Raw genomic sequence first — 25906 nt, forward strand, 5'->3', positions numbered from 1 at the left:
CAGTCATTTGTGTGCTGTTTACAACAATTTGTTTAATATTCCAAATTTATTTGGTATGCTCTTCTTAAAACCTTCATATGATCTTTGAGTACTTAAATCCACATATGGAGGTATTTATGGAAAAAGAACAATTGATTCCAAATTTAGAACCAGTCTCAGTGAGCAGAACAGCTAGGCTCCACTTTTCCAATAAAGAGAAGGTAGATTTGCCAGTAGATTACTCACAAAGATTATGGATGGACTTACAAGAAGACAATGTGAAAATAAATGGGTTCTTAACCGTTGGGAAAACCACCTATTCTCTATTCCAGTTAACTAAAATTGAGTGGATGGAAGAGCCATATAATTATGGATTCATGCCAATGGAATTTGAAAACTTCTCTAAATAAAGAAGATTAGAAGATTTTAAGGTCAGTCAGGAGTTAACTATGGTATACAAAAAGAATATCATACTTAGTGAACAATTGAGCGCTGAGGAGTGGTGAAAGAAAAGAACGCACGCAAGTAAGGAAGCTCCTTACTAACGTGCGTTCTTTTTCTTACGCTGCTTTTTTTCCAAAGCGTTTCGTAACTTGATAGATGACCACATAGACGACAGCACAAATGATGGCGCGAATAATGATGGTGACGATCTCGTTACCGAGTGTAGGCATTTCCATATACAGGACTTGATAGGCCGCGTATAAACAGAAGATTGGTAAGATGAAGATTGTGGCATCTTCCATTTTTTCAGTTTCGGCAGCTTTCTTCGTAAAGCTAGCCACAATGCGTAAGTATATGAAGACAATCAGTAGGCTAGCTACAATTCGAGCGCCTTCGGTAAAAATGATGTTGCCGCCAATATCTATCGTTTTCGTTAATTCTAAAATAGCTAAGGTAATGAGTATAATAATAAGATTTGAGAAGGCTTTCATCTGGATGCTCCTTTTTGTATAAAAGTAATATGAAAAAGTATTTCTATTATTTAAGTATATAAGGAAATACACTGCCTTGTCATTAGGTAAATGGGCAGTGATAACAGGGATTCTATTGGAAAAACCCTAGTAAGCACTTAGTTACGTCGTGCGCGCCACTCGAAACATAACGCAACGAGCGCTCCACATACGCCAGCAATCACATCTTCCATCGTATCTTTATTGCCGCCGCGCTGCATCGTATGCGTAATGGTGAGATCACCAAGAAACTCATACACTTCCCATATAACGGTGATGGCTACGGAAATTGCCAGCACGTAACTACGCCGTACCCAGCGCATGCGCTTTGCTTGCGCTGTTCCTTGTAGCAACCAATCATACAGAGCTGCCGCTAGAAATACAGTAAAAAAACCTCCATATACGTGCAGTGACGTATCCCACCAAGAATAGTGATAGTACCAACGCGCTAACGTGCCAAGTCCAATCGTACTTAGTAATAATATATAATAGCCAACTATTAAAAACGAGGAAAAAGGCAGATGATCTGCTTTTAGAAAAAGCAATGGTAACGCACTTACGATGGCGCCTCCAAGTGCCACTGTCCAGTGTGACGTTTGTCCTAACGCGATATAATAAATGAACAAACATAGCATTGTAAAACTATAAAGGCCACTAAGCCAAAGCAGTAGATTTCGTTTCATCTTGAACTCTCTTTCTTCTTCATAATAGCTTTAGTATAGCCAAGAGATTCTATTCATAACTAGGTCATAAGGCGCATAAGCTTAATGCAGGTTGTCCACAAGAGAGGAGTTTATTGATGAAATTATTTCTTTCCAAATGGCTATTCGTTTTGTTAGCAGCCATTGTTATTATGGCGGCTTTCTTTCCAAACGGAAAAGCACAAGCCGCCTCCGTGCGTACAGGCTATGTGGATCTTGACGCTGGCACGCTGAATGTCAGAAGCGGTCCAGGGAAAACGTATGACATTATTGGCGCGCTGAGTGATCAACAAAAAGTAAGTGTCACGTCTTCACCTAAGAAAGCGTGGCTCGCTATTTCCTGGAGAGGTGGTACAGGCTACGTATCGGCTGAATTTATTCGCTTTTACACCCCTATGAGCTTTACGAAAGCAAAAGAAATTGGTCAACGGGCGGTAGCTTATCAAAAGAAAATTTCAAGCACGCATAGCTATACGGTCGCTACCATTCACCGCAAACTAGCTCCTGCCTTCACTAGCGCGTACATTAACAAACTCATACACTATGATATGGATTCCTTCGAGAAGAATCGCTATGGAGAGAAGCTCTATACGTGGCGCGGCACAGACTTTCCGTATTACGCCATTTGGGATTTCGATTGGAGCGGAAAAGAAGCGACCTCCAAGCCGGTGATTACGAGCTATATGAAAAACAACCAACACTATTTGAAAATCTATCAACATAAAATCAACGATATGTACAACTCGCATCAAAGCTTATACTTAAAATTATATGGCGACCAATGGAAGGTGTACCATTATCGCTGGTAAGGATGAGCGCAGTGCGGTACGTGTGCCGCACTGTTTTACTGCGAAAAAAAGTGCCCTAGCGCCTCTGACGCCAAGGCTAATTCTTTTATTTCCATCCTTTTTCAAACAGCATTTTCCCGGGCCACGTGTATGCCATAATGCCGCCATCAATCGTAATGTCTTCACCCGTAATAAAGGAGCTATCATCAGAGGCGAGGAACAAGACGAGCTGAGCAATTTCGCGTGGTGTGCCGAGCCGTCCGAGTGGAGTTACCCACGTATTGGCGTCGCGAAAGCTTTTTCCTTGTTCGTCATCACGGGCGCCCGCAACAGAATCCACGAGTGGCGTTTCAATAGTTCCTGGTGAAATGGAGTTCACACGAATGCCTTGCCGACCGTAATCGATTGCTGCCGCTTTCGTAAAGTTTGTTACGCCACCTTTTGCGGCATTGTAGCCGGAGCGATCTAAGTCTGCGGCACGTCCTGACATCGACGACGTATTTATAATGGAGCCGCCATCTGCAAGCATTAATGGAATCAAATATTTGCTAACGAGAAATGTCCCGCGCAAATCGACGGCAACAATGCGGTCAAACAGCTCAGTTGAATACTCGTGCACTTTTCCACCAGGCGCATCAATGCCAGCATTGTTAAATAACACATCGATCTTGCCGTACGTTTTTTCGAGTCTCGTAGCGAAGTGCTGCACGCTATCTTCGTCCGCTACATCGACAAGAAAGGCCTCTGCTTTATGACCGTTTTCGAGTATGGTAGATACCGTCTTGTGCAGAGCTTCTTCATTTACATCTGCGGCGAGTACGGTGGCGCCTTCTTCAGCAAATAGCGTAGCGGTTGCTTGGCCAATGCCTGTAGCAGCTCCTGTTATAACCGCAATTTTCCCTTCTAAACGCTTCATCACTCCATCGCTCCTTCTTTGATTTTCATTTGTTCTCTTCCCCCATTTCAGTAGAAATCAAACATTTATGCTTGATCAAACGCTTTATAATAGACTTATAGTGGAGATGGGGCGAAATCCTTTTAATCTTCAAGCCCTCAATAGCTACCAAAGCGAGTAAGAGAATGGTTGAAAAGCACAGATCAATTAAATGCTCCGGTATAAAAAAACAGCCATTCCTTTATGAAATGACTGTCTTGCTTATACTAAGAAACTTTCAATTGATACAGATAAAATAAATAACGATACAACTATACTTAGCCAGAAGTAACCTTTGTGGCCCTTTTGATATTCCCTTAATCCCACTACCAACATCGTAAAACCTAAAAACAATTGCATATAGGATTGGAACTTAAAGTCCCCCGTAACCAATCCATACACACCAAATGAAGCGACGATGATCGATAAAATAATTTGCAAAATCTTTAACAATTTTACCACCCCACCTTTTCATTGAATGAGTCTTTGTTTGTATAATACCATAAAAGGTAAATTATTCCTTGTTATTTTCAAAAGCAACAATTTTTACGAAAAGAGCCTTATACTAAGAAGAAAAGGAGTGATAGGGATGGCGACAGTATTAATGATTGGTTTTCCAGCAGAGGGACATGTGAATCCGACAATCGGTCTAACAAAAGCACTTGTTGACCGAGGAGACAGCGTGCATTATGTTACGGTTGAGCGCTTTCGCGAACGATTAGTGGACGTGGGAGCAAACGTCCACATCCACCCTGATCATCTGAATACGGCAAAAAAATTAGATCCGTCTTCAAAAGAGGGATTAGCGGCGTTTTTACAAATTCATATCGCGACGTCTCTCGATATTCTTACCGTGGTAGAACAGCTTTCAAAGAGAGAAAGCTTTGATTATGTGATCTATGATACGTTTGGAGCGGGTGAGCTTGTGCAAGCGTTTCTCGGCATTCCAAGCATTGTGTGTTCTGCTTCATTTTTATTTCCACCAGCAATGCCGAATCCGCTCGCGTCGATTGCTCCTGATGCCAAGATGGAGGCGTTACTCAAGCGCATGAAACAAAGCTTTGGCGTCGAGCCGAAGCAGATGGGGCAATTTATGAACAATCGCGGTGATGTGACGCTCGTATTTACAAGTGAGACGTTTCAACCATATCGCGAGCGCTTTACGAATCCCACCATTCACTTTATCGGTCCATCCTTTGTGAAGCGAGCGCATTCCAGTATGTTTGATGCCGCAGCACTGGCTCATGAGACGGTGCTTTATATTTCCCTCGGTACCGTGCTTGATCGTACAGAAGCTTTTTTCAATCTATGTATAGAGGCATTTCAGTCCTTCCCGGGTAAGGTGCTCATAGCGACAAGTGAGCGCTGTCATTACGACCAATTGCAAGAAGCACCACCGCACATTACGCTCACGCCGTACGTACCGCAGCTAGAAGTGTTACAGCATACGGACGTTTTCATTACGCATGGCGGGATGAATTCTGTGAACGAAAGCATTCATTATCACGTTCCGATGGTCGTCATTCCCCATGATAAAGATCAGCCGCTAGTCGCTAAACGCTTAACGGAGCTAGATGCGGCGCTCGCGCTCGATAAAAATACGCTCACCGCAGAAGGACTAGCGCAAGCGGTCGCCGATGTGCAGAGTAACGCTTGCTACAGGGAAGGAATTGCAGCGCTTCGGGATAGCTTTCAACAGAGCGGTGGACCACAGCGTGCGCTTGCTATTATTGACGCGTATATCAACAAAAAAAGCCTCCGCTCGTAAAAGCGGAGGAGAAGTTATCGATGTTTAACGGCATCTTTATTTTTTAAGGTCAGCTTCCATGTCTGACCTTTTTGTTGTTTGAAAAGAACGGTGTTGTCTTTAAACGTATATTGGAGAGTTTTGTTTTTCTTAGACGTAGGTTGCCCGAGTGCTTTAATAATCTCAGCTTCCGTACCTTGGTAGCTCGTTTCAATGGCGACGACGAGGTTTAGTAAACCCGTTTTATACGTAAAGGTTGCGCCATCTTTTTTAAACCGAACATCCTCGCCGCCGTACATATTTGGTTCGCGCGCTTCAGGTTTTTTATAAAACGGTTCATAGGTATCAGCTGTCCATGTGGTATCTAATGGTAGCTTTAAGCCTGGAATTTTCCCAGCAGCAAAGGCTTCTTTTCCTTCATCTAACTGGACGAGCTGCGATTTCGCTTCTTTCGGTGCAAGGTCAGCAGAAAATTTTTGTGGAATCCATATAAGCACAACAATCATCACTAGAACAGCGAGGATTGAAGCAAACGGAATCCGTTTTTTTCGCGGTGCTTCATACAAATCAAAGGTGCGCTTCAGTCCTTCAAGCATAAAGTTCGTTGCCAAAATACTAACAGAAAAGAAGGCGACTGGAATTAAAATTAAATACGGTTGAATTGACATTTGGGCAAAAAAGGCACCGATCATGCCAGACCATTCACTTGAATTGGAAACGGGAATAAAATAGTTTGGCATATATTCTTCCAATCGGGTTCCACCAAAAAAGATGCTTAGTAGCCCTAAGTGAGCCATGAGAATAAGAACATACGTCATTTGTTGAATGTAAATGTACGAAAGGCGAGGAACGAGATGACGCCAGACGTGCTTAAAGAAAATATAGCGGTGCGTACCGCCAAGCACCCGACTGCTTTCAATAAATTCCTTACTCATGATCGTCTCAATTTCAGAGCCAATTAGTACCGAGCAGGCAGGAATGGCAACGAGCGTGACAACGATAAAAAAAAGCCAGCCTTTTTCCGAAAAAGAAAAAGTAGGTAACCCTATGGTGGGACTTAAAATCAAAAAGCATAGCAGCGCAGCCGGCACGTAATGAGTCGATTCTACAAGGCTGCGTAACCATATTTTTGTGCGTGCTGGTAGGATTGAAAAGCCATAGCCACCAACAAGAGAAAAGGCGATACGCAGGAGGCTGACAATTAATGTTAAGCCGAGCGTATACTTTGCACCCGATATAATTTTATAAAATAAATCGTTGCCAAATTGATCGGTACCTAACCAAAATTGCTGCGACGGCGGAAACGGTCCTTTGCCGATCAGTTCACCGCTACTAGAGTAAAGGAGCAGCGTTTGTGGAACGGTGTCGTTATAAACAAAGTAATGAATCAAGCTTAATGTTAAGAGAACCACAATGATACAGAGACCACTTATAAAGAGCGGTTCGTACCACAGGTTCTTCAATCCTTTTAGATGGCGAAAGAGATAGCGGAAGATACTTTTTAACCGCAAAGAGAACGGTGGCGCACTCGTTGCTGTTGTGGCGGCTGTTTCCTGCAGTGCTTGCCATTTGTACGTGACTAGCGATCCGAGCGCAAAAAAGCAAAACATCGGAAGCAGTAAAAGGAGTAGAGCAATGGCGAACACTTCCGGCTTATTCGCTGCTTTTACAAGTGTCATCACGCCATTAAAGCCAAAAATGACTTCTAGCACAACCAGATTAGACAGCATAAACCAAATAATCATTTTAGAATGCTGAAAAAAGGCAAGAATCGTATTCGGTAGAATATGATGAATTAAAATATAAAATGAGCCCATCCCTTTACCACGTGCACTTTCAATATAGGGCATGCGCCATTCATCTTCAATTTGATGCAATAAAATGCGAATACAAAGCAACGTTGGTAAAATACTTAAACAAAGAATGGGAATGATATAAGGTCCATTCTCATCCATCGGCGATTGCGCAATCTCAAATAAGAGCACATTTGTTTTTTGATACACGATAATAATCACTAATTGTGCTGTCACCGCTACGAGGACATCTGGCAAAGATTCTAAGAAGAAGAGCATACTTTTCACAGCGCGATAAACCCCCGCAGGTAAAAGGGAGAGTAGGATACTACAAACAAATCCAAAGAGTATTGCTAATGCTAGCGCCCCAAATAACACTTTAAGCGAGTAGAAAAACGGCCCCCAAAACATTGGAAACAACGGATATTGACCCGTCTGAAGATCTCCTGGATGCATCAATGCTTCTGCAATGCGTGACACTCCATCACTATAAGCTCCCCATTGAAACGAAGTTCCTACGACACCCATTGGAATGGCACTTAAAAACACCACACCAATTACGGCTAAAATAAACGAAATGAGTAACCTTCTCATGACCACCATACTGCCAACCCCTACATCTAAATATATTTTCTAAAAAATTCCACAAAACGACAAAAAAGTCCTTCTTTTTACGGATAAAAAGAAGGATTTAGCAAAATGCGAGGAGTAATGGACTATCTTTGTCGGAGTATTTTAGCTAAAGCAGTCACAATCTCTCTGAAACAGTAAACAGTTTCCTAAGAATGGCTTCTTTTGCGTGATGGCGTCATCAAACATTATGGAGGAAAAATGGTGGACGCTTTTTTGTGAAGCTCCGTGCTTGTTAGAAGAAGGTAGACATCGTTCTAATCAGTTGGTGAAAAGAAGTCTGGGTAACAAGTGCGTTTGTAAAGATAAATATATGATTTCTAAAACAGATGATCTCTGTAACTAGTTTAGTGTGATCTCATAGTTCTTCCATTGTGCATTTGTATCGACGCCACCCATTTTTTCGTACAGCGCTTGAGCGGTCTCGTTATCTTGTGCCGTCTTCCAGCTCATTGTGGCATAGCCGTTTTCTTTTACATAGTGCAATGCGTAAGTAAACAGTCGTTCACCGTATCCTTGGCCACGGGCGTGTGAAGCTACGAATAAATCATTAAGTATGGCAATCGGTTTCACTTTTGTCGTGCTGTATGTAAAGTAAAGTGTGCAAAAAGCAAGGATGGTATTCTGTTCATCGAGCAGAATGAATTGTTGGCCGGTTTTTTAAAAAGAAAAGAGTACATCTTCTTCAATGAAAAAAGCCATCCGAATGATGGATGGCTTGCCATGGTATTAATTAAGCTCAAGTTGCTGTTTTAGTTTTGTTTTAATGGCGTTAATTTCTTTTTCTTTGATGATTAAGTAATAGATGTTATTAATTTTTTTGCCTTCGCCTTGGACTTTGATCGTTTCAATGTCTTTGCGCGCATCTTTATAGTTTGCTTGAATATCTTTCATTTCATCGAAGCTCATGTTTGTTTTTACGTTAGAGCCGAGCACGTTCAGCAAGCCGCCGAGCTTTGTAATAGAAGAGACGTTCGCTCCTTTATTAATAATTGCCGTAATCACTTGGCGCTGGCGCTCGTTACGACCGAAGTCTCCTTCTGGATCTTCTTTACGCATACGCGTATACGCGAGGGCTTCTTTTCCAGATAAGTTCAGCTGACCTTTCGGGAAATCGTAGCCATCGTATTTAAAAGCGAGTCGCTCGTTGTTAACGGTAACGCCGCCTAATTCATTGACGATGCCTTGAAAGCTTTCCATATTCACTTTTACGAAATAATCGATTGGAATATCGAATAAATTTTCTACAGATTTCATCGCCATTTTTACGCCACCGAACGCATACGCATGATTAATTTTATCGGTTGTGTTTTTGCCGACGATCTCAGTGCGCGTATCACGCGGAATACTCATCATAGTGGTTTTATTATTTTTCGGATTCACGGTAACGAGTACCATCGTATCGGACCGACCGCGATCGCCTTGACGCTCATCAACACCTAAGATGAGGGCAGAAAAAGGCTGGCCACTTCCGGTTTTTACCTCTTCTTTACGCTTGTCAGAACCTTTCCAACTCGTTTGATCATGCATATCACTCGCTGTATCTTTTAGCGAGCTGTACACCCAATACACGCCACCTGCTCCAATCGCAAGGAAGACGACAAGAATGAGCAATACAATTTTTAAGCCTCTGCGCTTTTTTTTCGTACGAGTCGTTCGACTGTTTTCCAAATGACATCAACCTTTTCTGTGAAAGTTAAAAACAGTAACTACCATTAAGCCTATAATATAACAAAATAAAGCAATGTGCCTACTTTTTTTACAGAAAGCTCCCTTTTTGCGTAGGTTAAAATAAAGAGCGTATACTGTAAATACAGAAAGGAATGGTACGTCTTGAAAGCAAAAATTACCGTAGTAGGCAGTATTAATATGGATCTTGTGACAATTTCGAATAAAGTTCCGAAAATGGGTGAAACCTTACTTGGCCAAGATTTTCTAAGTAATCCTGGCGGAAAAGGAGCCAATCAAGCGGTGGCTGCTGCCCGTCTAGGTGCTGATGTGAAGATGGTCGGTGCTGTTGGGAATGATACGTTTGGTAAGGATCTTTTGCGAACGTTAGAAAAAGAAAAGATTGATGTTTCGGCTGTGGAAGAAGTAGACGGAGCAAGTGGCACAGCGACCATTCTTGTTTCTCAAGGCGACAATAGCATCATCGTCGTTCCGGGAGCGAATGAGCAGGTGACACCTGACTTTGTGGAGCGTCATAAGGATGCTATTAAGGATAGCGATTATGTATTGCTACAGCTAGAGATTCCTGTCGAAAGTGTAGAGAAAGCGGTTCAGATTGCGAAAGAAAATGATGTAAAAGTCATTTTAAATCCAGCGCCGATTCAAAAGCTCTCAGATGCATTATTAGCCAATGTCGACTATCTTACACCTAATGAGCATGAACTAGAATTGTTAGTAGAAGGTCGCGATAAAAAAGCGATTCTTGAAAAAGTCATTGTCACAAAAGGAAGCGAAGGTCTCATTTACTATGAAGATGGCCAAGAGGTGAGCGTTCCAGCCTTCTCTGTTGAAGTAAAAGATACGACAGGTGCAGGCGATACATTTAACGGAGCATTCGCAACGGCATTAAGTGAAGGGAAATCATTAAAAGAAGCGTGTTTGTTTGGCAATGCAGCCGGTGCGCTTTCCACTACAAAGCTCGGTGCGCAAGCGGGTATGCCGAAAAAAGAAGCGGTCCAAAACTTAGTAGAGAAAGAATAAATAGAAAAAAATATTTTTTCGGAAAAATTCCAACGATGGGCTCAAAAATACGAAAAAGCCTACGAAATCTTATAAGGAAGAAGAACTGTTTTTGCAGTGAAAGAGGGAGTGGGCAACCCGATATGAAATTTGAGGGGACAAAAGGCACAATTGACGTTTCGGGGGTTTCGTCGTCATTTGCCACATTAGAAGAAGCCGATCGTTTTTCCAAAAAACTAAAAGGCATCTATATTGATCAAGATGTTTTGCAAGTATATGAGCGTGAAGCCGCAAAACGAAAGCGTGGTTGGGGAAGCCAACTCGTATCGGATCTTTTGCGAACAGCTTTTGAGCAACAAGGATTGCTAGGCAAAAAGAAGCTGTAATAGGGAGCATGAAAAAGACGTGTAGCTCATTTTAGGGTAGCACGTCTTTTTTTGTGCGCTAAATGTTTTGAAAATTTAGTATATTTTAACAAAAAATGATGATACGATATGAGATATACAGATCACTAAAGGAGGAATCTTATTGAAATTCGTTTCGAAAGTTACTGCTCTTTTACTGTTATCTGCAAGTGTAACGAGTACTGTTACCCTCCATCCACGCGTGGAAGCTGCCAACAAAAAAGCTTCTGACGACTATATCATCATTAATAAAACCTACAACAAATTGGCATACTATCGAGACAAAAAGCTCGTGCGGGTGTATTCCGTTGCTACTGGTCGTAAACAAAGTTACACACCTGAAGGGAAATTTAAGATTGTGCAAAAGCTCGTGAATCGGCCGTATTATAAAGGGCACATTCCCGGTGGTGATCCAAGAAATCCTCTTGGTAAACGCTGGCTTGGCATTTCCATCCCGAATAAAGGAAAAGCTGCAGGCTGGGGAAGTGTCTATGGCATTCACGGCAATAACAATCCTCGTACCATCGGTAAATATGCTTCTAGTGGCTGTATTCGCATGTTTAACAGTGAAATTGAAAAGTCGCTTTATCCGAAAGTCCTCCTCAACACACCTGTGTATATCACACGTTCCTATAAATCCTTTGCAGCATTAGCAAAAAAAATTGGCTATATAAAAGGTAAAAAATTCACAGCGCTAACGCTCGGTCAACGCGGTTCCATGATTAAAGAACTCCAACAAAATCTTCAAAAGCACGGATACCCTATTAAACTAACAAAGCGCTATGATGTCTCTACAAAAAAAGCGGTAACTGCCTTTCAAAAGAAATTTTATTTAAATGAAACGGGCATTGTTGATGCAGAGACCTACAATCTGCTCCGGTCTTCGCAAACACGTCCAACGATCGTAACGACACAAGCAACGTTTAAAGGGTGGGCCGATTCCCACTCATTTGAAGCGCATGATGTCCTAACAGGAGCACCCACTGTCTATCAAGCACAACAGTCAGCTTTTATGAATGCGCTACAGGATGATGGTACGTATTATTTATCTTATATTCACCATCAAAATGGCCAATACTTTCTTCAAAAAGTAACAGCCTATTCTCCTTTTGAGAAAAAGTTACCGTTCTAAAGGTGGTAAAAAGCAGTTCGTGAACGCGCGACTGCTTTTTTTGTGGTTTCCAAAAACTATGAGGCTCTTTTCCTATAAAAAACAATTGCCAAATGACGAATATCGGAGTAATATAGCTAGTGTGCTTTGTAACACAAATGTAATATTAATATAAATATGAATGTTAACATTCAGTTTTGAGGAGATCTGGTAAGGCTATGAAACAACTAAATAAATGCATCTTAATTGTGTTGTCTACTTTATTATTTTCGTTTGTAATGGCTCCTGGTGCACAAGCAGTGGAGAAGAAAACAACGAAAAGTGACGACTATATTATTATTAATAAAAAGAAGAATGAATTGGCTTTTTATCACAAGCAAAAACGTGTTCGTGTCTATAAAGTGGCAACGGGGAGAACGCGTGATTTAACGCCAGAAGGTACGTATAAGATTGTAAAGAAAATTGTCAATCGTCCGTATTTCTCTAAAAATATTGCGGGTGGTTCGCCACATAATCCTCTTGGAAAACGATGGCTAGGATTGGCTGTTCCACAGCGTGGAGAGCAAGCAGGACTTGGCAATGTGTATGCCATTCATGGTAATAATTTAAAAAGCTCGATCGGCACCTATGCATCTGGTGGTTGTATTCGCATGTACAATGAAGACATTGAAAAATCCTTGTATAATCAAGTAAAGGTAAATACACCGGTCTTCATCACCTATTCTTCCTCTTCTTTTACATCGTTAGCGAAGAAGGTAGGCTACTTGAAGGAAAAGCACCTAGCAAAAAAGTAAGACAAAGCTGGCTCGTTTTAGCGCGAGTCCTTCCTACATACAGTAACGCAGGACAGTATCCCACATAAAGACAGATTATTGATGATTATGGTAAACTGATTGTCTATTAAAATTGTTAACACTTTTAAACGACTTTGCTATATAATGTCTTTACAACTGATTAGACAAAGAGAGGGATGGAGCATGAAAATATGCATGATCGAGGACTGTGAAAAACCTGTTGCTGGCAGAGGTCTTTGTCACATGCATTACAAACGGTGGGCGCGTCACGGCGATCCACTCACAACGAAAGTCCGTAAAGTATGCCAAGTCGAGGGCTGTGAATCACCTCACCTTTGCAAAGGATATTGCGAAAAGCACTATCGAAAAATGCGTAAAGAACTTGCTGCACAATAATTAGTAATCAACATAAGCCGCTCATTGCAGTGGCTTTTTTTTATGGTCATGATAGAATGAGAGGAAGTTTATAGCATATGCAGAAAGAGAGAGCCATATGAAATTTTTTAAATTTTTACTGGTCCTAAGCTGGGGCTTATTTTTGTGTTTAAATACATTTACAGATGATTTAGAAGAGTTGTTAAGTGGTGAACGAGTTGGTTTTGTTTGGAACGCATCGCCTGATTATGCCGCCATGTTAAACATGAATGATTTAACGACCATTCATCCCGACTTTGTCATTGTAAAACTGGGGCATTTAGTTGGCTTTGGTCTCTTTGATTTACTCGTTTTTTGGTGGCTGAAGCGACATGTTCGCTCGTTTTTCATATCGGTTGCTTTTGCGATTTTTACAGAGATTTTTCAACTTTATTTCGGTCGAGATGGACGACTGTATGATATCGTGATTGACTCTATTGGGATTATCCTCGTTTTTGCTCTTCTGAAACGAATCAATCGAAAAAAGATGTCGAATACAATGGCTAGATAAAGGAACAAGTGCTACATGCGCTTGTTTTTTTTTCTTAAAATCTTCACTTCTGTTGAATTATCTTCACTTTAAATTGCAAAAAGGTATAACTATATACCTACTAAGCTACTAACCTCCATGAGAAAAGTTTGGTTACTAATCCAATAATACGTAATAAATTACATATAAATCTAAAATATGAATAGATATTCCAAATTTTTGTGCTATAATACTCGATAGAAAATAAATAATGGTACTAATAGCATAGTTTGATGGTATGGAATGTAGAGAAGAAGGGTTAGGCGCATGAACATGATTGATATACATAGTCATATATTGCCTGGTGTAGACGATGGTGCTACGTCATTATCGGAAAGTTTGGAGATGGCGTCCATAGCGGTAAACGAAGGAATTACAGACCTAGTGGCTACCCCACATTATGATGGGCGTTATCAGGTGGAGAAAGAAACCATTCTTACGGCAACGATGGAATTAAATGAGGCATTGCAACGGCAAAAAATCCCGCTTGTTGTGCATCCAGGTCAGGAAATACGTATGTATAAAGAGCTCATTGAGGATTTAAAAGCAGGGCGGTTGCTAACGTATCGTAATGAAGGGCGTTACGTATTAATTGAGTTTGCGAGTGGGGAAGTTCCTGCCTATGCGGCAGCAATGATGTATGAATGTACATTACTTGGTATTACACCCGTTATTGCTCATCCCGAGCGCAACATGACCTTTAAAGAGAAGCCAGCCCAGCTAGTGGCGCTACTGAATGAAGGTGCCTATGTTCAGCTAACGGCTAGTAGTATTATCGGTAAGTTTGGCAGAAATGTTAAGTCTTTTTCTTATAAATTATTAAAAAATAAATGTGCACACTTTATAGCTTCCGATGCTCATAATGTTTCGCTGCGGTCTTTTCATTTACGGGGGGCGTATGAAGAAATAGAAAAAAAGCTAGGACGTGAGATGCGTCATGCCTTGGAACGAAATACAAGACTACTTATGGACGGAAAATCGCTCCATGTTCAAGACGAACTAGAATGGAAGAAAAGATGGTTTTAAAAGGAGAGAACAGGATGAAAAAAGTACGTAAAGCCATTATTCCAGCAGCGGGGCTTGGAACACGCTTTTTGCCAGCAACAAAGGCCATGCCAAAGGAAATGCTGCCCATTGTTGATAAGCCAACGATTCAATACATAGTGGAAGAAGCAATTGCTTCAGGAATTGAAGATATTATTATCGTTACTGGTAAAGGGAAAAGAGCGATTGAAGATCATTTTGATCATGCCTTTGAGCTTGAGCAAAACTTATTTGAAAAAGGAAAAATGGAACTGCTTACAAAAGTACAGCGTTCTTCGAAAATGGCTGATATTCACTATATTCGTCAAAAGGAGCCAAAGGGACTTGGACATGCAGTATGGTGTGCGCGTAAATTTATCGGTGATGAGCCGTTTGCAGTACTCCTAGGCGATGATATTGTACAGGCAGAGAAGCCTTGTTTGCAGCAGCTCATTGAGCAATATGAGGAAATAGGTTCCTCGGTCATTGGCGTGCAAACAGTGCCGGAACAAGAAACGAATCGCTACGGAATTGTGGCTCCATCGTTTCAAATTGGTCGATTACATGGTGTGGAGCAATTTATTGAAAAACCACCGACTGGAACGGCTCCCTCTAATTTAGCAATCATGGGTCGTTACGTATTAACACCAGAAATCTTTCACTATTTAGATCAACAAGAGACAGGTGCTGGTGGGGAGATTCAGCTAACAGATGCTATTCAAAAATTGAATACGTATCAACGTGTATTTGCCTATGATTTTGAAGGCCGACGCTATGATGTTGGAGAAAAGTTAGGGTTTATTGAAACGACGCTCGAATTTGCGCTGCGTGACCAAGCGTTACGTGAGCCATTACGTACACTAATGACGGCGCTTTTACAACAAGAGGAAATGCATATTAAATAGGAAGTTACAAGAAATGGAGAAAAGGAACGTGTGGGGCATGGATAATCATCATTATAAGTTAGCGGTTGCTGGAACAGGTTATGTTGGACTTGTTGCCGGTGTTTGCTTTGCGGAAATGGGACATCAGGTAACGTGTGTAGATATTGATGAACAAAAAGTGGCGCAGATGCGTCAAGGTATTTCGCCGATCTATGAAGCAGGGTTGCAGCAGTTAATGCAAAAAAATTATGATGAGGGACGCATTCAGTATACAACTGATTATCAGTCCGCGTATAAGGATGCAGACGCTATTTTTATTGGCGTTGGAACGCCGGAAAAACCCGATGGCTCAGCAAACTTAACCCACATCGCTACCGTCGCCCGCCAAATTGCAGAAAGTATTGAAAATGATTGCTTAGTCGTCGTGAAATCAACGGTTCCTGTTGGGACAAATGATAAAGTAGAGCAGTTCATTCAAGACTTTTTAGTGCGTGATGTAAAGGTAGAGGTAGCTTCAAATCCTGAATTTCTAGCACAAGGCTCTGCCGTGCATGATACGCTGTACGCGGAGCGCATTATTATCGGTACGGAAAGCGAGTGGGCGCGCGCGTTATTAACGTCCATTTATGAGCCGTTTGACTTGCCCATCGTGTCTGTGAACCGTCGTTCGGCAGAGATGATTAAATATGCGTCCAATGATTTCTTAGCATTAAAGATTTCCTATATGAATGACATTGCGAATTTATGTGAGCTTGTTGGCGCTGACATTTCAGATGTAGCGCGCGGCATGAGCTATGATCCGCGCATTGGCAGTAAGTTTTTAAATGCAGGAATTGGCTTTGGGGGTTCTTGTTTTCCAAAGGATACGAAAGCGCTTGCCTATTTAGCAGGTCAAAATGGCTATGAGCTACGCACCGTACGTGCGGCAATTGATGTGAATGATGCGCAAAAAACGATGCTGTATAAAAAAGCAAGTGAGCGTCACATTACGCTGAATGGGCTAAAAATTGCTGTGCTCGGTTTAACATTTAAACCAGGAACAGATGACTTGCGTGAAGCGGCTTCGCTTGTGAATGTACCGCTTCTGCTCGAACAAGGTGCAAACGTCGTTGCCTATGATCCAGTTGGCATGGACAATTTCGCAAAATTGTATCCTGCGGGAGCGCATGGCAACGGCACGATGACGTATGCGAGCTCTAGTAAAGAAGCGCTTGACGGAGCAAACGTTTGCTTTATTTTCACCGAATGGGACGAGTTCCGCGCGCTGTCGCCTGCTATTTTTACCGAAAAAATGTGGACGCCGCTTCTGTACGATGGGCGAAACTTATTTGATATAGCTGACATGAGAAAAGCAGGCGTCGAGTACCATTCGATTGGCCGCCAGCCCGTGCAACGCTTGAACCAAAAGGAGGGTGGCACACGTGAATTCGTCCTTCATACCACCTAATGCGTGTTACCTTGTCACAGGAGCAGCGGGCTTTATTGGCTATTACTTTAGTGCGCGATTGCTCGCGCAAGGTCATCGCGTCATTGGCCTTGATAGTTTGAATGCGTATTATGATGTGCAGTTAAAGCATGACCGCCTTGCCAAGCTCCAAAGCTATGAGAATTTCACGTTTACAAAGCAAGATCTTTGCGATGAAGAAGCGCTCATGACGCTATTTGAAGCGTATAAACCTGACGTTGTCGTTCACTTGGCGGCCCAGGCTGGGGTGCGGTATTCGATTACAAATCCACACGACTATATGAGTAGCAATATGATGGGCTTTTTTCATGTGCTGGAGGCATGCCGTCGCTACAAGGTTGCGCATTTACTGTATGCGTCTTCAAGCTCTGTCTATGGAGCCAATCAGAAAGTGCCATTTTCAGAAGACGATCCGGTTGATCATCCGGTCTCTCTCTATGCGGCAACGAAAAAGTCAAACGAGCTCATGGCGCACACGTACAGCCACCTGTATGACGTGCCAACGAGCGGCCTGCGCTTTTTCACCGTATATGGACCGATGGGTAGACCTGACATGGCGTATTTCCAATTTGTTCAGAAATACTTTGCGTCCGAGGCAATTGCCATTTATAACAATGGTGATTTCGAGCATGATCTTTACCGTGACTTCACTTATATAGATGATATCGTAGAAGGGATGGAGCGACTGGTGCATCATTGCCCGGGCAATGCCGCAGATGTGCCGCACGCCGTCTATAATATCGGTAACAACCAACCAGAAAAACTCATGACCTTTATCGAAACACTCGAAAGCGCTTTAAGCAACACGCTCGGTCACCCCGTTACGTTTTTAAAAAACTTCGAACCGATCAAGCCAGGAGACGTCCCCGCTACCTACGCTGACGTAACCAAACTGCAGCAAGCAGTAGGCTTTCAGCCGAAAACCTCGATAGCCGATGGTCTGCAAGCATTTGTTGACTGGTATGTTGATTATTATAAAATTGTTCAGCCAAAGCCGGTTGGATAAAGGGAGAGTCCTCGAATGAGGGCTTTTTTTTGTGGGGTTATATGATAATTTTACCATTTTTTCAGAGAGATACATTCGTCTAATAGTTCTTCTTCCTTATTGAACATTTTCATAGATGAGGTACCATAAAATGGTGGATTACTGCAATGGTATTGTGATGAAATAAATCGTTTTTATGGATTTAGCACGCTTGTGATATTCATATTTTAATTTTACAAGTAATAAGCGCTACTGATACTGATAAGAATGGAGTGCTGAATGTATTATGGATCTGTGGAACTATAGATCAAAAAAAAATGATTATGATGAACTACATGATCAGATAAAAGAAGCTCTTGAAACGCACAAATCACTTTTGAAAAATGTTGTAGAGATGCGAGATACATATTTTAAACGTGTTCCTCATCTAGACAACAAAGGAATTCCTTCGATCTTTGTTGTGTCAAAGATTCATTAAAGATGTACCTTCTTATGGAAAGAATTCAGTACCTATCGGACCTTATAGAGAAGTTAATGGATTCCCAGTTAAAGTAAAGCCAGGTGCTCAAGAGAAACATATTCCTAATACTCCAAATTACAAACAAGAAATAGCAAATGGAAAAAACAAAAGTATTTTCTATGGCGATAATAAAACAGCACAAGAATTGCTTGATAAGTTTGCTGGGAGAGGAGCCACTGTTACCAAAAATAAAGAGAGAGTGGACTTTGGTGAGCCAATAGGTAATTACTATGACACTGTGACTGGACAATATATAGAGACTAATAGAGGAATGGTACACTATGGAAAAGATGGTGCTCATATAGTACCAGAAAAACCATCAGAATAAAATAAGAAAGAGGATGTCTATGGAAGCAGATTCTTTATTTAAAATATTAATAGAGTATGAAGGTGTAGAAATCATAATAGAGTGGAACAGTGGATTGAAAATTGTAGGCAAAACAGACACATTTTTTGAGACAGACAATGGATTAGATGATGATGACCCTAAGTACGCAGAATATTATGCAACTGCATTTCAAGTAAATCATATACTATCCCAGCCTTCTAGTAACGAAGGGAGTGTATATAATTGGTTGAAACAACAAAAAAGTTCATTGGTTGAAATTTCTCTCTATGATGATCCACCAAGTGCAGTTTTTTTAACTGATGGACAAAGTGTGTGGAAAAGGGATAGTCAAAAATAAAATTGTTACTTTAAACATAGACCTTGATTGGCTAAAGCCTTTCAAGGTTTTACTTTAATTGATATTTGTTTGAGAATTGAGAGCTCATGAAGGCCCATGATGGTTAGCAAATTTACGAGATTGGATGCGGTGACGATTAAATAATACAACCACCCTAACTACTTGATTTATATTTTCACACGAGAATGATAACATACAAACACATATAGCTGGTAAAAAAGAAAGATATGTGAGCAACTTAAACAATGCTTTCATGAAATTCAGAACTCATGAAGGTAGTACCTTCATGGAGTTTGGTTTTAATGTTCGGATAGGGTGACAAGTACGATGAATAGGCGAGATTGTATTGAAGAAATAAGGCTGTGATATTAAAAGTATTGAACAGCCCATGTACAGTATCCATAAGAAAGACCCAAACGACTATTTGGCGAATGGCTTAATGGAGTTATTAGACCAATATCAACGGCTTGAAATTGCTCTCAAGCTAACGAAAGGGAGAAATAAAAAAGCGGTTGCTTCTAGGCTGGGAGAGAATACACAAGCTACTGGGAAAATTAAGCTATTTACAGAATTGGATACCTGCGACAGTTGCAGTAAAGTTATAGCAGAATTTGCAGCTAAGTATAAAAATATTGAATTAGAAGTTATACACAACAATGGAAATAAAATTAATCCTTAAACACAATTTTTTGGAGGAGAAGACTAATGAAATACTGGGAATATAATGAATTATTTGATGCAATTCAAGAGACATATGAAGAGTTGTTAGAAGAAGACAGGGGTATAGGTATGCCCTAGCCGTACTAGCGGATGAATTTGATCGCTTGGGTAAGATAGAAGATGTTATTGCTGATATTGCTATTGGAGAGATTGCGATTGGCCATGAGAAAGTTTTTGTTGGTCGTATTGAAGGTATAACACAGAGACTAAACATGTTTAATCCACAAGAAGCGGAAGATGAGTTAACACTAGAAGAAATAAAAGACTTATCGAGAAGAATAAATAAAGTAATAGAAGGACTAAAAAATGTAGAGGTGGATTATAATTCTTCAGCAGAATAAAGGTTAGTGTTATTCAAAAGTATACCATCATAGAGGTCTCCAATTGTTATGATGCATAGGCATTTTGACGAAATAAGACTCAGCTGCAATCACCGAAAAAAAGACATCACAACGTGGGAGCAGGCGATGTGATCGTAATGCCGAAATAATAAATAATAGGGTGAATACGGATGTTTATAAAATATGACGAATACGATCTGTTAGAACTTTTTGAGAGTGAACCGGTGAGTATTACAGGCAATATAGATGATGGTTTATTAATGTATATTTACAAAGATGACCAGAATTTCAAGGTGAATTTAACTTTAGATGTATATCAACAAACAAGTAGTCTAAGCATTACATTTAAGGATTATATAGTGTTTACAGGTGAATTTAATAATGTAACACGTATAAAAAGATATGACAAAGCTATGGTAATAATCGTGGGTGAAGAAGAGAAAATAAAATTGAAATTTTATAAACAATTGGGAGTGGAGTTGCTTTAGTATAGCATTAATGTATTAAAAGAATGAAGTGAAAAGTACAATGTAAATTACGTAAGCCACATAGAGAAAGTGACCAAGATTAACATACCATGAATGATTCAAAATTTCCTCTCAGAAGAAGTGCTCCAAGACAAGCAAGCGACGTTCATTTTAAGAAAATGGCTCGAAAATGCAGAATATTTATATAGCTGCGCCTATTAAAAATTTAAAAATAGCTGGTGGAACAGGAGCTATGATTGCTGGTGCAATAGCTACAGCAGCGGATGAGGAAGAAGCGTTAGATGATTTTATTGATAGATTAAGAGCTGATAAAATATTAAGAGAGCTTTAATATGGATGATGAAGTGTTGCTTGGGTATTCAGGCATTTTTAAGCATTTTTTCTTCTTCATCCAATGTATTTCCATTAGACTTAAAATTCTGCAACTATATCAGACAATGCTATTTGAAGGTGGAAAATCCATTGAAATTGGTGGAATGGGGCAAAAAGGCATTGATTCTTCAATGGGTTCCCGATGGAGATATAGAATTGTAAAACTGACACACCAAGGAGATGTAAGGAGATGTATCTATGGAAGAAATATTATATGATTTTAAGGAAAACAGGAAGGCTCCTAACGAAATAATAGAAAAATATAAAAACCTTGTTCCAAAAGAAATAATAGACTTGTGGCAGGAATATGGATTTGGAACATGAAACTGAAAACTATTTACATAGTCGGGACTTGAACAACTCGTGTTGAAAGAGATGCAGAAGCAACTGAAAGCTTACTTGAAAAAGCCCCGAGACTTCTAAGGAATAGTGATTTGAGCGATTTCCAGCTTGCTCGTTGAGAATACAGTATAAAGGATGAAATTAAGGGAAGTATTAATTATTACGTCCTCAGTTATGCTGCCCAAGTACTGTTAATTGGATTAGGCTATTCTTTAATTGCGCTTCTTGAGACATTGACTCTCTTTGATACAAAGAAATTTACATAGAGATAAACAAATAAAATGCCAATTGCAAGGTAGTATATAGTAGCTGTAGAAGGATGAATGAGCCGAACGCTATATAGGATAAAAAATTGTGCATATAATATTACCAAGATTACCTTCAAAAAGGATTTATTCATTTGTGATGTAGAAATAGGATTAAGTAATACACTTTGTTTAATTTCATGTTGCAGAGGGAGAATTTGAAATCCAGTAGCAAGTATAATTAGAAAAGTAAAAAACCACCCACTTGTTGGTATTACAACATTAACAAATATTCCAATCACAGTGAGTCTTAAATAAAGGTAGAAGTAATCATTATATCTAACAAATAAAAGCGAGTATAAATATAAGAATGTACTACTCTGACTATATGGAATGCACCTTTTGACAATCATAGCGAGCAAGCGTCTATTACGAAACGAACGTCTAAGATTAGGGACATCCATGAAATTATTAATAAATTTATAGTTTCGTAGTAAGGCGCTTTCTTCTTCAGATATTAGCCAGTTCCAATTCACGGTTCTTTTTTTACCTATAAAATACATTAAAAAAATGAAACATAAACCCATTAAGATAAGCCCAAAAATCCACTCACTTATAAGCGCAAAATAACACATGAAATATAGTGAAAAAACTCGAATTAATCTATGGAAAATGTATTGTACATGGTTTTCTAGCCATTGTTCAGTCCACTTCATAAGAATATTATAAAAAACAATTCCCACTATGAAAATAAGTACAAAAAGATGTATAGTAGCTACTTGTAAAAATAGTGATATAAAGATGATAACGATACTAAGCAATTTAATAGCATCAATAACAAAGCTATAGACAATTGATCTAATAAAGTATGATTGTAATTTCCATTCTAATGCTAATAAAAAGACGATGTCTGCCCTTTTAATAAAGGTACGAACTTTTGCAGGTAATAAAATTAAAGTAATAAATAGTGACAAGATTGCTTCAACAGGAATTTGTGGAGGGATCCATTGAAGAAATAGATGTAAATAATAAATAAAGACACTACTAATAATCAGCAAAAAATAAATAACATTCGCACCGATGATTGAATAGTATCCGAAAATCTTTCTATAAAATTCTTGAACCCGTGAAGTCCATAATGTATTTATATTCATTAATACACCTATACCTTCATGAATCTGTCTTCACTACAAATTACGAAATATATTTCTTAATACATTTCGATAGCCATTCAGTGGATTCCTTCTAATCTTCAAAGGTCTCATTCAAATTCTTGAGATGTATCAAAGGGACATTACAGAGTGGTGGATATGATCGTAGTGCAAAAATTTAAGCATTATCGCTAACGGACTGGTAAGTGGCTAACGATTGTGGGCTAGTGAAATGAATAGTGTAAAAAAGCAGTAGGAGGTAGATCCTATGAATTTAAAAGATTTAAAAAATAGAAATATTGAGTATGATTGGAAAACTATCTTTGTAGGTGTCCAAGAAAATTATTTTAGTAAAGACGTTATTTCTGATTATGCGGTAGAGTTGATGAAACGGTATGATGAAAGTGGGATGGTTAATGAACTTGCATGGGGAGTATGTAGTGAAGATTTAAATAGAGTGTTGTTAGAAATAAAAACTAATTATTTTCCCCAATCAGATGAATATTGTGAAATATTGGTATATGAGAATAGAAAGCTCAGATTTGTTTATTTATCTGTATTAAAAGAAGAATGTAAAGAAGGTCATGAATTATTAAATAAAATTGCAGAGTTTTATGGAAATCATCACTACCCAGAAGAAATGTTGAGTTTTATTAATTATATGCCTTCAGAAGTTCCTAGTACGAAAGAAGATTTATTGTATAGATTTGATGAATTTTTGAAAATAGAGAGAGCGAGATTTAGTTAGCTACGGGCAATCCAATTCTGGGCACAAGGGAATTTTCAGTATAAGGGGCAAACGATAAAAGAACGATCAAGATACTTTATATAAAAATCCAGAATGACGAACAGCGTTCATCAATCTGGTTGTATAGTATTACTATTTTTTCTCCATGCTCATAAATTCTGATGTGCTTTTATATCAGCAAACAATTCATCTACATAGGATCCAATAGGATATACACTTTGCTCGATATTAGATAAAATATGTGTTTGAATTTTCGTTTTTACATGAAATGAAGAGTGCATTCTAACTCCTGGATCATAACCAAAAAGTAAATACTTACTGATCTCGCCTTTTTCTTTTGATATCCAAATACCATAACCGTAAGCCATTTCTTCTCCACTTTCAACGTGAGGACATAATATCTGATCAAGAAACGTTTTGTTCAGCAGCTTTCCGTTCATGAGTCCATCCCAAAACTTTACTAAATCGATTACAGATGTAAATGCTCCTCCATCTGATCCGCCAATGATTGGTACGGAATATATGTTAGTTTTCCATGTATCCATCTCCACATTATCTATATATCCTAATGCAGTATGCTCTGGGAGTTGATCCATGCGATAGTAGCCAGAATCCGTCATCTCACAAACATTAAAAATATGTTTCTGTACATACTCAGGGAAAGCTTGTCCACTTATTTCTTCAACAACTAAACCCAGTAATATATAACCTGCATTGTTATAAGCAAATGAACTGCCAGGAGTAAACTTCATCTTTTCCTGTTGAAACATGGGTAAAAAATCTTTCGGTGTTTTAATGGAATACATAGGTACTTGTTTCCACAGTTCTTCAAAATCATCCATTATTTCTTCATCAAAATAATCCGGGATACCGGAAGTATGTGTTAATAACTGATGGATGGTGATGTCGGGATGGAAGTGAGGGAAGGGCGCTATTAAAACATCTTTCAAACGCGTATTAAAGCTTAATCTTCCTGCCTGAACTAATTGACTAATAGACAGAGAGGTAAATATTTTACATCCAGATGCCATCCCGAATTTTGTAGAGGGAGTAATCTGTAGCTTTTCACTTCTGTTGGCATAACCAAAACCTTCTTTATAATGAGTGTTTTGTCCTTCTTGCACTAAAATCGAACCGGAAAATGGTAGGTGGTCTTTGCCGCTTAACACGAAATTTTGAAGTTTCTCAGCAATCGTCATTCGTTACACCTCATTTTAATTTACATTTAAGTAAATTAATGTTAACAACAATTTATCTCTTTAGCAAGAATAGTTAAAGCATCTAACATCGTTGTTATAAAAGACTATTGATTCTGCTCAACATGAAATGGGGTAATAGAGTAGAAAGTGAGGATTTATCCTGTTAAGAGATTAGATCCACATATTGAATAAGAAGTGACAACACAGGGTTTTCTTCTAGTTGTCCTTATAAAATTGAAGTAAGAAAAACATATCCTGTATTAATTGGATATGCGATTTTAGATGGCTTATTTATTCGTGAAATTCCAGGGATGAAGAAAGAAATACATCGTACTGGTTTAAATATAATCTAAGAGGACTATTATATGGGAATTCAGTGGATGAGGAACGTTTTTACCGATTAAGATGAGTATTTGTTTGATTATCCAGAGTTGTTTAATAGGTATGTTGAAATAAAAGTGGACAGAATTAGTATAGAATTAATAAGGAAAAACATATAAATGATTTTTCACGTTTGCGATGAGACTGTGAGGAATTGTCAATAAACGATGATCTAGAGAAATACACCCTGTCGGGCATTATGAACTGTATCCTTAAAAATAGACAGTTTAATAAAAGATCTAGGCAGTTAAAAGGTGATTCCGATATTGTTCCAGAGTCATCTTTTTTTAAGTTAATCAATTTGTAGGTGGATATGTTGGAAATAAAAAAATAAATTGGATTTCACAAGAAGCTTTAGAAGCTGAAGTAGTTGTAACAGATGGAGAACTTGAAATAATATGTCTTGCACAACCATTAAATTACTTGAAAGAAAGTGAATTAATAGAGCCAATTTATTGTTTAAATGTCTCAAATCTTGTGAAAGCTGAAAAGTCAGAGTATTTTATTGGAAAATTAGATGACTATTTTGCCTATAGATTAATAGGGAAATTAATTGATAAGCAATATGAAAAAGTGAAATTAGGTGAACTATTATTAGAATTGGATAACAATTTGTTACCAGGAGATATAAATGAAGGTGATTTTATAAGTTTTTGTTGTCAAAGATTAGATATCTATTAATACAAGGTAAAGTTTTCAATGAACCCTTGAGAGGCTATACCTTTCTCGACTTTTTAAGTACAAGTGGCAAAAGGAATTTACCAAGAAAATCAGTAGTTCTGGGGATCCGAAGCATACGAAGAACATCATGCATTCTTAGTGGAGAATGGTGGAAGCTTTAGAAATGACCTTGTGTTAAAAAAACAATATGAAAATTTCAGGTCGAAATAT

At 39.2% G+C, this 25906-nt stretch carries 29 protein-coding genes and 3 pseudogenes; 23 read left to right on the forward strand and 9 right to left on the reverse strand.

The annotated features are described in order from the left end of the window. Nucleotides 1–116 precede the first annotated feature (116 nt). Nucleotides 117–389 carry a hypothetical protein gene (locus tag A374_RS18090; protein ID WP_007203698.1) on the forward strand — a complete coding sequence of 91 codons (273 nt, stop codon included), beginning with the start codon at nt 117–119 and terminating at the stop codon, nt 387–389. Between the two features lie 150 nt (nt 390–539). On the opposite strand, the gene A374_RS18095 is transcribed toward A374_RS18090, so the two are convergent. Together A374_RS18095 and A374_RS18100 are read right to left on the reverse strand one after the other, a co-directional pair. Next, on the reverse strand, nt 540–914 hold the full coding sequence (locus A374_RS18095; protein ID WP_007203699.1) for a hypothetical protein: 375 nt from the start codon (nt 912–914) through the stop codon (nt 540–542). A gap of 137 nt (nt 915–1051) precedes the next feature. Next, nucleotides 1052–1615: a DUF2238 domain-containing protein gene (locus tag A374_RS18100; RefSeq protein WP_007203700.1), complete on the reverse strand. Its 564-nt coding sequence runs from the start codon at nt 1613–1615 to the stop codon at nt 1052–1054. A 116-nt stretch (nt 1616–1731) separates the two neighbouring features. Between A374_RS18100 and A374_RS18105 the strand changes: the two genes are divergently transcribed. Then, entirely contained in the window at nt 1732–2442 is a 711-nt protein-coding gene (locus A374_RS18105) for an SH3 domain-containing protein (protein ID WP_007203701.1), read from the forward strand. Nucleotides 2443–2527: 85 nt separating this feature from the next. On the opposite strand, the gene A374_RS18110 is transcribed toward A374_RS18105, so the two are convergent. Both A374_RS18110 and A374_RS21190 read right to left on the reverse strand, forming a co-directional pair. After that, on the reverse strand, nt 2528–3337 hold the full coding sequence (locus A374_RS18110) for an SDR family oxidoreductase (RefSeq protein WP_007203702.1): 810 nt from the start codon (nt 3335–3337) through the stop codon (nt 2528–2530). Nucleotides 3338–3577: 240 nt separating this feature from the next. After that, nucleotides 3578–3715 carry a DUF3953 domain-containing protein gene (locus A374_RS21190; protein WP_274517066.1) on the reverse strand — a complete coding sequence of 46 codons (138 nt, stop codon included), beginning with the start codon at nt 3713–3715 and terminating at the stop codon, nt 3578–3580. Nucleotides 3716–3944: 229 nt separating this feature from the next. Between A374_RS21190 and A374_RS18120 the strand changes: the two genes are divergently transcribed. Beyond that, nucleotides 3945–5123 (forward strand): macrolide family glycosyltransferase, encoded by a 1179-nt coding sequence (locus A374_RS18120; protein ID WP_007203704.1) that lies wholly within the window; start codon nt 3945–3947, stop codon nt 5121–5123. A 14-nt stretch (nt 5124–5137) separates the two neighbouring features. Here A374_RS18120 and A374_RS18125 read toward each other — a convergent pair whose 3' ends face one another. From A374_RS18125 to A374_RS18135, 3 genes are all read right to left on the reverse strand, one after another. Beyond that, nucleotides 5138–7498, reverse strand: a complete 2361-nt coding sequence (locus A374_RS18125) for an ABC transporter permease subunit (RefSeq protein WP_007203705.1) — start codon at nt 7496–7498, stop codon at nt 5138–5140. 369 nt (nt 7499–7867) lie between these two features. Next, nucleotides 7868–8167: a GNAT family N-acetyltransferase gene (locus tag A374_RS18130; RefSeq protein WP_156793272.1), complete on the reverse strand. Its 300-nt coding sequence runs from the start codon at nt 8165–8167 to the stop codon at nt 7868–7870. An 87-nt stretch (nt 8168–8254) separates the two neighbouring features. Then, a complete protein-coding gene (locus tag A374_RS18135) occupies nt 8255–9196 on the reverse strand; it encodes an LCP family glycopolymer transferase (protein ID WP_007203707.1) in 942 nt (313 codons plus the stop codon). 162 nt (nt 9197–9358) lie between these two features. On the opposite strand from A374_RS18135, the gene rbsK reads away from it, so the two are divergent. The 18 genes and pseudogenes from rbsK to A374_RS20775 all read left to right on the forward strand — a co-directional run bounded on the left by rbsK (nt 9359) and on the right by A374_RS20775 (nt 21273). Beyond that, nucleotides 9359–10234 (forward strand): ribokinase, encoded by an 876-nt coding sequence (gene rbsK / locus A374_RS18140; protein ID WP_007203708.1) that lies wholly within the window; start codon nt 9359–9361, stop codon nt 10232–10234. Nucleotides 10235–10356: 122 nt separating this feature from the next. Further along, nucleotides 10357–10599, forward strand: coding sequence for a hypothetical protein (locus tag A374_RS18145; RefSeq protein ID WP_007203709.1), 243 nt, complete (start codon nt 10357–10359; stop codon nt 10597–10599). 142 nt (nt 10600–10741) lie between these two features. Continuing rightward, nucleotides 10742–11749, forward strand: a complete 1008-nt coding sequence (locus A374_RS20270) for a L,D-transpeptidase family protein (protein ID WP_007203710.1) — start codon at nt 10742–10744, stop codon at nt 11747–11749. 197 nt (nt 11750–11946) lie between these two features. Next, entirely contained in the window at nt 11947–12522 is a 576-nt protein-coding gene (locus A374_RS18155; RefSeq protein ID WP_007203711.1) for a L,D-transpeptidase, read from the forward strand. A gap of 183 nt (nt 12523–12705) precedes the next feature. Further along, nucleotides 12706–12918: a hypothetical protein gene (locus A374_RS18160; RefSeq protein ID WP_050979776.1), complete on the forward strand. Its 213-nt coding sequence runs from the start codon at nt 12706–12708 to the stop codon at nt 12916–12918. 97 nt (nt 12919–13015) lie between these two features. Next, nucleotides 13016–13447: a VanZ family protein gene (locus A374_RS18165; RefSeq protein WP_007203712.1), complete on the forward strand. Its 432-nt coding sequence runs from the start codon at nt 13016–13018 to the stop codon at nt 13445–13447. Nucleotides 13448–13732: 285 nt separating this feature from the next. Beyond that, on the forward strand, nt 13733–14491 hold the full coding sequence (locus A374_RS18170) for a tyrosine-protein phosphatase (protein WP_007203713.1): 759 nt from the start codon (nt 13733–13735) through the stop codon (nt 14489–14491). Between the two features lie 14 nt (nt 14492–14505). After that, the gene (gene galU / locus A374_RS18175; protein WP_007203714.1) at nt 14506–15393 is read left to right on the forward strand and encodes a UTP--glucose-1-phosphate uridylyltransferase GalU; all 888 of its coding nucleotides are present in this window, start codon (nt 14506–14508) and stop codon (nt 15391–15393) included. Between the two features lie 13 nt (nt 15394–15406). After that, nucleotides 15407–16819 (forward strand): UDP-glucose dehydrogenase family protein, encoded by a 1413-nt coding sequence (locus A374_RS18180; RefSeq protein WP_007203715.1) that lies wholly within the window; start codon nt 15407–15409, stop codon nt 16817–16819. After that, nucleotides 16794–17843: a GDP-mannose 4,6-dehydratase gene (locus A374_RS18185; RefSeq protein ID WP_007203716.1), complete on the forward strand. Its 1050-nt coding sequence runs from the start codon at nt 16794–16796 to the stop codon at nt 17841–17843. Before A374_RS18180 ends, A374_RS18185 begins: the two co-directional genes overlap by 26 nt. Before the next feature lie 461 nt (nt 17844–18304). Further along, a pseudogene (locus tag A374_RS18195) lies at nt 18305–18670 on the forward strand (polymorphic toxin type 50 domain-containing protein); the annotation flags it as partial. Between the two features lie 19 nt (nt 18671–18689). Beyond that, a complete protein-coding gene (locus A374_RS18200; protein ID WP_007203719.1) occupies nt 18690–19028 on the forward strand; it encodes a hypothetical protein in 339 nt (112 codons plus the stop codon). Between the two features lie 364 nt (nt 19029–19392). Next, nucleotides 19393–19707 (forward strand): annotated as a pseudogene (locus A374_RS21335) (deaminase domain-containing protein); the annotation flags it as partial. Between the two features lie 26 nt (nt 19708–19733). Continuing rightward, nucleotides 19734–20089, forward strand: a pseudogene (locus A374_RS18210) (Imm3 family immunity protein). A gap of 170 nt (nt 20090–20259) precedes the next feature. Next, the gene (locus tag A374_RS18215; RefSeq protein ID WP_007203721.1) at nt 20260–20577 is read left to right on the forward strand and encodes a hypothetical protein; all 318 of its coding nucleotides are present in this window, start codon (nt 20260–20262) and stop codon (nt 20575–20577) included. Between the two features lie 169 nt (nt 20578–20746). Next, entirely contained in the window at nt 20747–20908 is a 162-nt protein-coding gene (locus A374_RS20770; protein WP_156793274.1) for a hypothetical protein, read from the forward strand. Nucleotide 20909: 1 nt separating this feature from the next. Continuing rightward, a complete protein-coding gene (locus A374_RS18220) occupies nt 20910–21167 on the forward strand; it encodes a polymorphic toxin type 15 domain-containing protein (protein ID WP_007203722.1) in 258 nt (85 codons plus the stop codon). Further along, complete coding sequence (locus A374_RS20775; protein WP_007203723.1) at nt 21148–21273, forward strand: GAD-like domain-containing protein; 126 nt, start codon at nt 21148–21150, stop codon at nt 21271–21273. Before A374_RS18220 ends, A374_RS20775 begins: the two co-directional genes overlap by 20 nt. A 223-nt stretch (nt 21274–21496) precedes the next feature. On the opposite strand, the gene A374_RS18225 is transcribed toward A374_RS20775, so the two are convergent. Further along, nucleotides 21497–22690, reverse strand: coding sequence for an ABC transporter permease (locus tag A374_RS18225; RefSeq protein ID WP_007203724.1), 1194 nt, complete (start codon nt 22688–22690; stop codon nt 21497–21499). A 265-nt stretch (nt 22691–22955) separates the two neighbouring features. Here A374_RS18225 and A374_RS18230 point away from each other — a divergent pair, with 265 nt between their 5' ends. Beyond that, nucleotides 22956–23435: a DUF2247 family protein gene (locus tag A374_RS18230; protein ID WP_007203725.1), complete on the forward strand. Its 480-nt coding sequence runs from the start codon at nt 22956–22958 to the stop codon at nt 23433–23435. 149 nt (nt 23436–23584) lie between these two features. Here A374_RS18230 and A374_RS18235 read toward each other — a convergent pair whose 3' ends face one another. Beyond that, nucleotides 23585–24634, reverse strand: a complete 1050-nt coding sequence (locus tag A374_RS18235; protein ID WP_007203726.1) for a serine hydrolase domain-containing protein — start codon at nt 24632–24634, stop codon at nt 23585–23587. A gap of 804 nt (nt 24635–25438) precedes the next feature. On the opposite strand from A374_RS18235, the gene A374_RS18240 reads away from it, so the two are divergent. Further along, the gene (locus A374_RS18240) at nt 25439–25696 is read left to right on the forward strand and encodes a hypothetical protein (RefSeq protein ID WP_007203727.1); all 258 of its coding nucleotides are present in this window, start codon (nt 25439–25441) and stop codon (nt 25694–25696) included. Nucleotides 25697–25906: the final 210 nt, after the last annotated feature.

Source organism: Fictibacillus macauensis ZFHKF-1, from assembly GCF_000269865.1.
Classification (GTDB): Bacteria; Bacillota; Bacilli; order Bacillales; family Fictibacillaceae; genus Fictibacillus_C; species Fictibacillus_C macauensis.

Coding starts and splice junctions, on each gene's coding strand:
- A374_RS18090 (WP_007203698.1), top strand. CDS start 117: ATGGAAAAAGAACAATTGATTCCAAATTTAGAACCAGTCTCAGTGAGC.
- A374_RS18095 (WP_007203699.1), bottom strand. CDS start 914: ATGAAAGCCTTCTCAAATCTTATTATTATACTCATTACCTTAGCTATT.
- A374_RS18100 (WP_007203700.1), bottom strand. CDS start 1,615: ATGAAACGAAATCTACTGCTTTGGCTTAGTGGCCTTTATAGTTTTACA.
- A374_RS18105 (WP_007203701.1), top strand. CDS start 1,732: ATGAAATTATTTCTTTCCAAATGGCTATTCGTTTTGTTAGCAGCCATT.
- A374_RS18110 (WP_007203702.1), bottom strand. CDS start 3,337: ATGAAGCGTTTAGAAGGGAAAATTGCGGTTATAACAGGAGCTGCTACA.
- A374_RS21190 (WP_274517066.1), bottom strand. CDS start 3,715: ATGCAATTGTTTTTAGGTTTTACGATGTTGGTAGTGGGATTAAGGGAA.
- A374_RS18120 (WP_007203704.1), top strand. CDS start 3,945: ATGGCGACAGTATTAATGATTGGTTTTCCAGCAGAGGGACATGTGAAT.
- A374_RS18125 (WP_007203705.1), bottom strand. CDS start 7,498: ATGGTGGTCATGAGAAGGTTACTCATTTCGTTTATTTTAGCCGTAATT.
- A374_RS18145 (WP_007203709.1), top strand. CDS start 10,357: ATGAAATTTGAGGGGACAAAAGGCACAATTGACGTTTCGGGGGTTTCG.
- A374_RS18155 (WP_007203711.1), top strand. CDS start 11,947: ATGAAACAACTAAATAAATGCATCTTAATTGTGTTGTCTACTTTATTA.
- A374_RS18160 (WP_050979776.1), top strand. CDS start 12,706: ATGAAAATATGCATGATCGAGGACTGTGAAAAACCTGTTGCTGGCAGA.
- A374_RS18165 (WP_007203712.1), top strand. CDS start 13,016: ATGAAATTTTTTAAATTTTTACTGGTCCTAAGCTGGGGCTTATTTTTG.
- A374_RS18170 (WP_007203713.1), top strand. CDS start 13,733: ATGAACATGATTGATATACATAGTCATATATTGCCTGGTGTAGACGAT.
- galU (WP_007203714.1), top strand. CDS start 14,506: ATGAAAAAAGTACGTAAAGCCATTATTCCAGCAGCGGGGCTTGGAACA.
- A374_RS18180 (WP_007203715.1), top strand. CDS start 15,407: ATGGAGAAAAGGAACGTGTGGGGCATGGATAATCATCATTATAAGTTA.
- A374_RS18200 (WP_007203719.1), top strand. CDS start 18,690: ATGGAAGCAGATTCTTTATTTAAAATATTAATAGAGTATGAAGGTGTA.
- A374_RS18215 (WP_007203721.1), top strand. CDS start 20,260: ATGTTTATAAAATATGACGAATACGATCTGTTAGAACTTTTTGAGAGT.
- A374_RS20770 (WP_156793274.1), top strand. CDS start 20,747: ATGCAGAATATTTATATAGCTGCGCCTATTAAAAATTTAAAAATAGCT.
- A374_RS18220 (WP_007203722.1), top strand. CDS start 20,910: ATGGATGATGAAGTGTTGCTTGGGTATTCAGGCATTTTTAAGCATTTT.
- A374_RS20775 (WP_007203723.1), top strand. CDS start 21,148: ATGGAAGAAATATTATATGATTTTAAGGAAAACAGGAAGGCTCCTAAC.
- A374_RS18225 (WP_007203724.1), bottom strand. CDS start 22,690: ATGAATATAAATACATTATGGACTTCACGGGTTCAAGAATTTTATAGA.
- A374_RS18230 (WP_007203725.1), top strand. CDS start 22,956: ATGAATTTAAAAGATTTAAAAAATAGAAATATTGAGTATGATTGGAAA.
- A374_RS18235 (WP_007203726.1), bottom strand. CDS start 24,634: ATGACGATTGCTGAGAAACTTCAAAATTTCGTGTTAAGCGGCAAAGAC.